The sequence below is a fragment of the Aquitalea sp. ASV11 genome, from assembly GCF_016429185.1.
Taxonomy (GTDB): domain Bacteria; phylum Pseudomonadota; class Gammaproteobacteria; order Burkholderiales; family Chromobacteriaceae; genus Aquitalea; species Aquitalea pelogenes.
Genome location: NZ_JAELUD010000116.1, coordinates 1 through 6,725, shown reverse-complemented (window position 1 = coordinate 6,725; position 6,725 = coordinate 1). Strand labels below are relative to the sequence as shown.

Below are 6,725 nucleotides of genomic sequence, written 5' to 3'. Positions count from 1 at the left end.
GTACCCACTACTGGGGGAATCCAAAAGATGAAGAAAGAAGGACTAACAAGAAAGCAATACAAAAACAGTGGTACCCTCGATACGACCCAGACAGGTTAGTGGAAATTCCTTATAACAGCGCTGACAGTGGGGGGTGGTATTGGGTCTCAAAGATAATAAATGCAAAAACCGGGCTGATTAATATATCACGCCATGCGGATAGAGGGCTAGCAAGTGAAGTGATTGGCCGTGTTTCCGTAATGGTAAATGGCGGTGGAAATGGATACTTTGACAGACAAGGATTCGCAATTTTTCTTGCCAATTTCTTACTTAACAGCAGGCTGGCCGACAGAAGCATTACCAAAAACATAACGAGAAATAACGGGAAAAATATGATTACAAAATCAATTACTGTTGATTTTTCTCCACAAAGGAATAAAAAGTGACCCACTCGATAAAAGTCATTGCAGTTTTTTTTGCCCTACTGAGCAACCCCGACCATGCAGCAACAATCAAAGTCACCAGCAAGCCCATCAAAGAACCTTACAAATCATTTGAAGAAAAATTGCCAACCGGCTGGAGTTCAGATTTCCTGATACGAACAATAGCACCCCAAAAGGATAAGTCAGCATTTGTTGGTGCAATCATCAAACCGTGGCCTGGAGAAAATGGGAAATTCATTGTTGCGCTTTGCACCACCAAGGATGGCATTTCAAGGCGTCTGCTTGATCTTCGAACAGACGGCTGCTCAAACGAAAGCTCGGAGCTCTATGTTGGTGTTTTTGGACTGGAAATAACAAAAAAGCAATCAGCGTATATGCTATTGGCTAAAACAGAGATGCCAGTGACTGACAAGGTAGACTGGACTGCATCCAACATAGACGGCAATGATGCTGACTGCCTGAGCAACTTCAAGGCATGTAACAAAGGTAGTTCATTTCCAGATGTGTGGACATATATTGACAATACGCCCTATCGCATCAATAAAGAAAATCCAACATTTGGCATTAATGCCGAGTGGCGAAACAATTTTGCTGGCAGTGGCAGCAGCACTTCATCTGGACTGTATTTGATTTCCCAGTTTAATGACAAGCTGAAAGTCGTCTTTTCTGCCCCGATGAGTTATTTCAAATCGATTGAAGGGGAATGGAATAGCAAGCACACAAAACAGATGGTTGAAGAAACCTTTGCCAAAAACTATCTGATCATTTCAAACAAAGAAACGCATGGCTATAAAAATATTCTGTTACGTGAAAAAAATGGAACATGGCATAGAACTTATCAGTGGGATAAAGAGAAGAAAGTCTATATTGGCCAGTAGTTATCGCTAGCCTGTCACTATCAAAGCCCACAACACCAACGCCCCCCATCAAGCATGCGAACGGGTAACCGGGCGAGGTAAGTAATCGCCTGTGTGCGGCGGATGCAAGCCAGGCTTCATATCCTGCGCGATACCGCACCAGCCAAAGGATTGCAGCCTTCGCAACACTCACATGGCAAACACTTCCTGCAAGGTTTCCAGTGTTGCTGTCAGCGTTTCGTTCTCCACCTCACCTAGCTTCTTGACCAGTCGGGTCTTGTCCAGCACACGAATCTGATCCAGCAATATCAGGCCTTGCTTGCCCTGAAATGTGACCGGTATCCGGTATGGCGCGGGTTTGCTACCTGTGGTCATGGGGGTAACGATGACCGTGCGCAGATAGTCGTGCATCTCTGCCGGTGACACCACCACACAGGGGCGGGTTTTCCGAATTTCGCTACCGACGGTCGGGTCAAGATTAATTAACCAGACTTCACCGCGCCTTACCATGTCAGCGCCTCATCACCGTCATTACCGAAGTCCGGGTAAACCAGCGCATCGTCTCCGGCATCAGCCACTGCCTGACTGGCTTCAGCCCAACCTGCCCTGACTTGCACTTTGGGCTTGGCCAGCATGATGCCTTCTGGCGTTACCGTCATTTCAACTTCGCCGTCAAAGCCGAACTGGGTAATCAACGCCTTGGGAATGATGACCCCTTGCGAGTTGCCCATTTTCCTTAGCATGGCTTTCATCACGTTCTCCTTGTGGGTGTGCAGGCACACTGCTGATTAATGTTATAACTTTGTTATTACATCAGCAAATGCTGCATGTCAACAAATCATGTCGCAGCCAACATTTCTTGCCTCGAAGGGGGCGATCCACCGTACAACGCTGCCGAATAAATCCATTTCCCCAATCGAAAACCACCGCACCGATGCCACCCCGGGCCCCGTCAAGCATGCCGACGGGTGGCCGGGGCGAGGTCTTAAGCGCCTGCCCTGTTTGAGCGATTTGACGTTAGCAAATCGCGAGTTCAGGCGCGCCTCGCTCCGGACGGGGCCTGTCGGGCAGCCGCAGGCCATGCTTGTGGGGTGGCCTTGGAGGTGAAGGAGGGCTTGGCCAGGCAAGCCCTCCTTCCCGTCCGCCGCGCGGAAGCGGCAAGACAAAACATCATCCGCGCAGCGGATTCAAACCCCTTACCTGCACCTCTTGCCAGTGTCTCCGCGCCCCTCTACCCTTGCCGCTGCTGGTCTCACTGCGTAGCCTTTCCGGGTTGCATTCCAAACATGCATCCGGGTTTGGCGACCCAGTTACACCAGTACAGAAAAGCCGCATTCAGCGGCTTTTCTCACTTGCGTCTGCATCCTTCAATGGCGGGCCAAGTGGGGAGACCTTATCGGTCTGCCGGTGCTGGTGCCGGTTCGCCAACCCCGCTTCGGCCTGCCACCCGCGTTTGGCGACGCGCATGGCAGCCTTCATCACTCACCAGAGGGCCTAGTCATGGCAAATACCGGATCAAACACAAGCAAGCATCCCCCTCCCCTTACCCTGTTCTACCTCGGCAAACCCATCCGCCTGCACCTCCACCCCCACACCTGCTGCCTGCGCGCCGACGACATCCTTGCCCTGTTCGGCAGCCGACTACGCCAACGACTACAACAACTGCTCACCACCCAGCACTGCACCCACCAGCAGCACAGCAACACAGACATCTACTGGCCTGAAGCCACCCTGCAACGTGCACTGCTGCAATGCCATCGCCCCGCTACACAACGGCTGCGCCACTGGCTGAACCGCCAAATCCTCCCCGCCCTGCAGCAACGCCCAAGCGATGCGCCACGCCACGACCAGGCACTGGCCATGGCTGCGGAGGCCGGGCAGCAGATCAGCCATGCGGTATTACGTGCGGTACTGGAACAGGGACAAGGCTGGCAGCACGGCCATTGGCTGCTGACGCTGCGCTTCACCCCCAACCACGCCAGCCGCCATGCGCATGGCCGACTGGTGACGCTCAATAGTCAGGCCACGCCCTTGCAGGCATTGGCCCAGCACATTGCCAGCCCGGATGGTTTACCCAGCAGCAATGCCGAGCTGCTGCGGCTGGCGGAGGCTTGCCATCAGCTATTGGCCAGACGGATGAACAAACAGGCGTGGCGGGTGGAGGCGGCGGAAGGCCGGACAACGGGACCGGAGTAAAACCCGGCGGCGTGCCGGGCCAGGGTCAGCCCAGTCGTGCAATGCGCGCAGCGGCGGTGTCGATATGCGCGCCCAATGCGGCAATACAAGGAGTAAAACGGTCGGAGAAACCGTCATGCGCTAGTAGCCGGGCGTGGAAGTCTTGCGCCAGCGTCAGTGCTTGCCGCCAGATGTCGGCGGGCACTTCCGCGCGCAGATTGGCCTCGGGCAAGGTGTCGGCCAGTGCGCCACCGCCACGCGGGGCAAAGGCCATGGGCAACATGTCGTAGGCCGGGGCCAGTTGGTAAGGGCGGCCATGCAGGCTGGTGAAGGACAGGTTGCCGCTGTGCATGTCGGTATTGCCAATCAGCGTGCCAAACGCCCACAGCAAGGCGGCGCCGGCGTGAGACTGGGGCGTGACATGGCCCGCCGCCACCAGCCGCTGCACCACCACCGGCCACGGTGCATGGGCGGCGCCGACAAATTCGGCATCCAGCGCACGCAAGGAGAACACCGCCACCCGTCCCAGCGGGCCGATGCGGTCGAAGCGCGGTACTTCCAGAAAGCGCTGGCTGCCGAAATCCCACAAGCTGGTGCTGACGCCCAGCACGGCCAATGCCAGGTGCTCAGCCAGCAGCAAGTCGCGCCAGCGCTGGCTGACGGCGTTGTCTTCGGCAGCAGTGAATTTCACCAGCACATGGCCGTGCTCGGTATAGGCGCAGAACTTGGGTTGTTCGCCCCCGGCAGACGAACCGGGCAGCTCGCCCGCGCTGGCAGCCAGCGCCAGCGCCGGATAGTGCGCGGCTCGCTGCACCGGCTGTGGCTGCGGCATGGACAGGAAGTGCTGACGGGCGGCGTCGCCAATCAGCAGGTTGCCAATGATGTCATGACCATGGGCCAGCAAGGCGCGCAGGATGTCGGCATCGCCCCAGTGCTCCGGATTGGCGGGCAGGCCCAGGCTGGCGGCGTGGGCTGCTGCATAGGCGCGGCCCAGGTAGCCTTGCGGTCGCATGTCCTCCAGCCACCACGGCAGCCCGCTGCTGTGCAGCCATACGCCATCGGTCTGTTGCATGACAAAGCCGTCTGGCCTCACCGGCCGCAGGTGGCCCAGCTCCACGATCTGCCCGGCATCGCTGACACGATAAACCGGCACCGCCAACTGGCTGCGGGAGCTATCACGCAGTGCGTAGTGAATAGCTGGCCCGGCCCCCAGGCGCAGCACCTCGTCACCCAGCGCTGCCAGCGCACGGGACACCGTTGGCTGACTTAGCCCTGTTATTTCAACAAGTTGCCGCGCGGTGCGCAGTCCGCCAGCCAGTTGCTGGCGCAGGGTTTCGGCATGACGTGACATGGCATGAATGAATAATTGAATAGATAAATGAATAGCTATTGTAGTAAATACGGGGGCAGTCGTCACCAGTTGGGCATTTGTCAGTACCTGCCTGGTAATGACAGTGCAGCGGATAAATTATTTGTCATTAATCTTCATGACGTGGGAATAATCCGGTAAAATGTAAATATTTGTTAACGCATCACTGGAGAATGTTGTGAAGATTTGCACCGCTGCTGCCCTTATCGCTGCCGCACTGCTGACCGGCTGTGCCTCGGTCGACATGGCGTCCAAAGAAGAATCCGCCCGCGCCAAAACTTTTGCCGCCCCTTCCGCAGGCAAGGCCGGGCTTTACATTTACCGCAACAGCTTTGTGGGCAAGGCGCTGAAGAAAGACATTTTTGTTGATGGCAAGTGTGTGGGTGAAAGCGGCCCGGACGTGTTCTTCCGCACCGAGGTGGCTGGCGGGATGATGCACAAGCTGGACACTGAATCGGAATTCTCTGCCAACACCATCGAGTTGATGACCGAGACGGGCCGTAACTACTTTGTCCGCCAGTACATCAAGCTGGGCGTGTTTGTGGGCGGTGCCGGGCTGGAGCCGGTGACGGAAGAAGAAGGCAAGGCTGACGTGCTGAAGCTGGAACTGGCCAAGGGCGGCCATTGCGACGGCACGCCCTGATCTGGCAACGGGCTGTCACACATGTCAACGCCGGCGCTTGCCGGCGTTTTGCATGCTGCGCTGGCGTCATGGCGCGGGCTGGCGTACCAGCAGGTCTTCGTAAAACGCGCCGTAAGGCAGGGATGGATGGCGGATCTGGATTTCCAGAATCCACACACCGGCGTCCGGACAGTCGGCAAAGTCGCCCAGTTTGCCCGCCTGATAAATGGCGTGCGGAAAGTCGGACACGCGGTGGCCCCGCACTTCCAGATTCAGCTGCCAGCCCAGCGCTGCCGCGCGCTCGGCAGCATAGTCGTATAGCGCAGTCCCGGCACAGCCGGTGGCTTGCCAGTGCTGGCTCACCATCTGCCACAAGGCATGGCAGGCATCCACGCAGGCACGCATGGCCGGGTTATTGCCGGTGACAAAGCTGGCTCCGCTGTCCCCTTCGTGCCCATCCCACACCACACCCAGGTCGATGAAATAGATATCGTCCTCGCCCAGCACATTGTCCGGGTCGTTTTTCTGGTTGAAGGTTTTCAGCGTGCTACTGCCAAAGCGGATGACGATGGCGTGCCAGATGCGTTCCATGCCCATGTCTTCCAGCGTGGTCTTGGCCACCTGCTTGGCTTGCTGTTCGGTCATGCCGGGTTTAATTTGCGCGGCAATGCGGTGAATCGCATCAAAGGTGCGGTCGCGGGCGTGCAGCATCTTGCCAAGCGAATACTGCGGGCCAACGGCTTGCGGGCCGGGTGTCACGGTGGCTGGCATGTCACCTCCTGTGCGGGAAAGTATGGAAACCAGCCACAAAACTAGCATGGCCAGCAGCATGGCGGGCTGCCCTTGCTCGCCATCATTTGCCCCGGCGGCGACATGGACGCGGCATCTGCTGCATTACATTAGCAAATTCCCATACAGGCTTGTCATCCCAGCGGGATTAACCGCGTTATACAGACAGGCGGCGCTGTGCCGCGCATGGGTGCATTACCGGACCCTCCTCTTCCCCTACTGGAAAAAACCAACATGAAACGCATTCTGCTTTGCTGCCTTGCCACTGTTGCCCTGTCTGCCTGTTCCAGCCACAAAGCGCCGCAAGCCCCGGCCGTTGCCCCGCAAGCCGTGGCACCGCAAGCGGCCAAGCCGGTGGTGGACAGTGCAGCCCTGGCCAAGGCCGCGCTGGAGAAGAAGATTGATGCCAATATGGCAGCCAACCCGTCTTTCATTCCGTTTGCTGCCGACAGCCGCGAGCTGGATGAGGCAGGCAAAGGCCAGATCCTGCG

At 57.2% G+C, this 6,725-nt stretch carries 8 protein-coding genes and 1 pseudogene; 5 read left to right on the top strand and 4 right to left on the bottom strand.

Annotated features, from left to right (window positions below; translation table 11 throughout):
* Together JHD62_RS20785 and JHD62_RS20780 are read left to right on the top strand one after the other, a co-directional pair.
* The coding region (locus JHD62_RS20785; RefSeq protein WP_233161137.1) for a hypothetical protein at positions 1–425 on the top strand (425 nt) is incomplete at its 5' end.
* The gene (locus JHD62_RS20780; protein WP_199104482.1) at positions 422–1,300 is read left to right on the top strand and encodes a hypothetical protein; all 879 of its coding nucleotides are present in this window, start codon (positions 422–424) and stop codon (positions 1,298–1,300) included. The genes JHD62_RS20785 and JHD62_RS20780, both read left to right, overlap by 4 nt.
* Before the next feature lie 168 nt (positions 1,301–1,468).
* On the opposite strand, the gene JHD62_RS20775 is transcribed toward JHD62_RS20780, so the two are convergent.
* Together JHD62_RS20775 and JHD62_RS20770 are read right to left on the bottom strand one after the other, a co-directional pair.
* Positions 1,469–1,789 carry a type II toxin-antitoxin system PemK/MazF family toxin gene (locus tag JHD62_RS20775; protein ID WP_199104481.1) on the bottom strand — a complete coding sequence of 107 codons (321 nt, stop codon included), beginning with the start codon at positions 1,787–1,789 and terminating at the stop codon, positions 1,469–1,471.
* Positions 1,783–2,031 (bottom strand): hypothetical protein, encoded by a 249-nt coding sequence (locus JHD62_RS20770; RefSeq protein WP_199104480.1) that lies wholly within the window; start codon positions 2,029–2,031, stop codon positions 1,783–1,785. The genes JHD62_RS20775 and JHD62_RS20770 overlap by 7 nt, the downstream gene beginning before the upstream one ends.
* A 748-nt stretch (positions 2,032–2,779) precedes the next feature.
* Between JHD62_RS20770 and JHD62_RS20765 the strand changes: the two genes are divergently transcribed.
* On the top strand, positions 2,780–3,475 hold the full coding sequence (locus JHD62_RS20765) for a hypothetical protein (protein ID WP_199104479.1): 696 nt from the start codon (positions 2,780–2,782) through the stop codon (positions 3,473–3,475).
* A 25-nt stretch (positions 3,476–3,500) separates the two neighbouring features.
* On the opposite strand, the gene yjjJ is transcribed toward JHD62_RS20765, so the two are convergent.
* Entirely contained in the window at positions 3,501–4,805 is a 1,305-nt protein-coding gene (yjjJ, locus tag JHD62_RS20760) for a type II toxin-antitoxin system HipA family toxin YjjJ (RefSeq protein ID WP_199104478.1), read from the bottom strand.
* A gap of 196 nt (positions 4,806–5,001) precedes the next feature.
* Between yjjJ and JHD62_RS20755 the strand changes: the two genes are divergently transcribed.
* Positions 5,002–5,466: a DUF2846 domain-containing protein gene (locus JHD62_RS20755; protein ID WP_370541105.1), complete on the top strand. Its 465-nt coding sequence runs from the start codon at positions 5,002–5,004 to the stop codon at positions 5,464–5,466.
* 66 nt (positions 5,467–5,532) lie between these two features.
* On the opposite strand, the gene JHD62_RS20750 is transcribed toward JHD62_RS20755, so the two are convergent.
* Positions 5,533–6,216: a M24 family metallopeptidase gene (locus JHD62_RS20750; RefSeq protein ID WP_199104477.1), complete on the bottom strand. Its 684-nt coding sequence runs from the start codon at positions 6,214–6,216 to the stop codon at positions 5,533–5,535.
* A 252-nt stretch (positions 6,217–6,468) separates the two neighbouring features.
* On the opposite strand from JHD62_RS20750, the pseudogene JHD62_RS20745 reads away from it, so the two are divergent.
* Positions 6,469–6,725 (top strand): annotated as a pseudogene (locus tag JHD62_RS20745) (hypothetical protein); the annotation flags it as partial.